General features: G+C 34.7%; 2 protein-coding genes. Both read left to right on the top strand.

The window, feature by feature from the left end:
* Positions 1 to 64 (top strand): toxin C-terminal domain-containing protein (locus tag RM812_RS43280; protein WP_394816617.1); only part of this gene is annotated, 64 nt, incomplete at its 5' end.
* 5 nt (positions 65 to 69) lie between these two features.
* The coding region (locus tag RM812_RS42455; protein ID WP_311586387.1) for an immunity 41 family protein at positions 70 to 435 on the top strand (366 nt) is incomplete at its 3' end.

Raw genomic sequence — 435 nt, 5'->3', positions numbered from 1 at the left:
ACATTACAGAAAAGAAACAAGAAACGGTACATTTGATAAAAACCTAAATCGTATTGGAGATTAATTATTATGTGCGAGTTCAAGGATTTTAGAAGAAACATCCCTTGTTTTGAAGAGTATGACGAAAATTCATTTATTGGTAAATGGTATGATGACGGGGTGTGGGATGATGAAGAATATTGGAAGCTGGAGAATGATTTAATCGAGGTTAGGAGAAAATATCCTTATCCGATGGATATACCAAGGGATATCGTGATTGGAATCGGTACCATTATTGAGTTTTTAATGGTTCCAAATTGGAAACTTTTTACAATTAAATCTTCCCCTTGGTTGCCTGATAGTGTGGGAATTCATGAACGTTATGAAAGATTCACAACGATGCTCCGTTATATTTTTACCGAGAAAGACATAGTCAACGTGCGATTTGATTATTAC

This window comes from Streptomyces lancefieldiae (assembly GCF_031845825.1).
GTDB lineage: Bacteria > Actinomycetota > Actinomycetes > Streptomycetales > Streptomycetaceae > Streptomyces > Streptomyces lancefieldiae.
The sequence above is the reverse complement of the archived record's forward strand: the minus strand, read 5'-3'. Positions and strand labels throughout refer to the sequence as shown.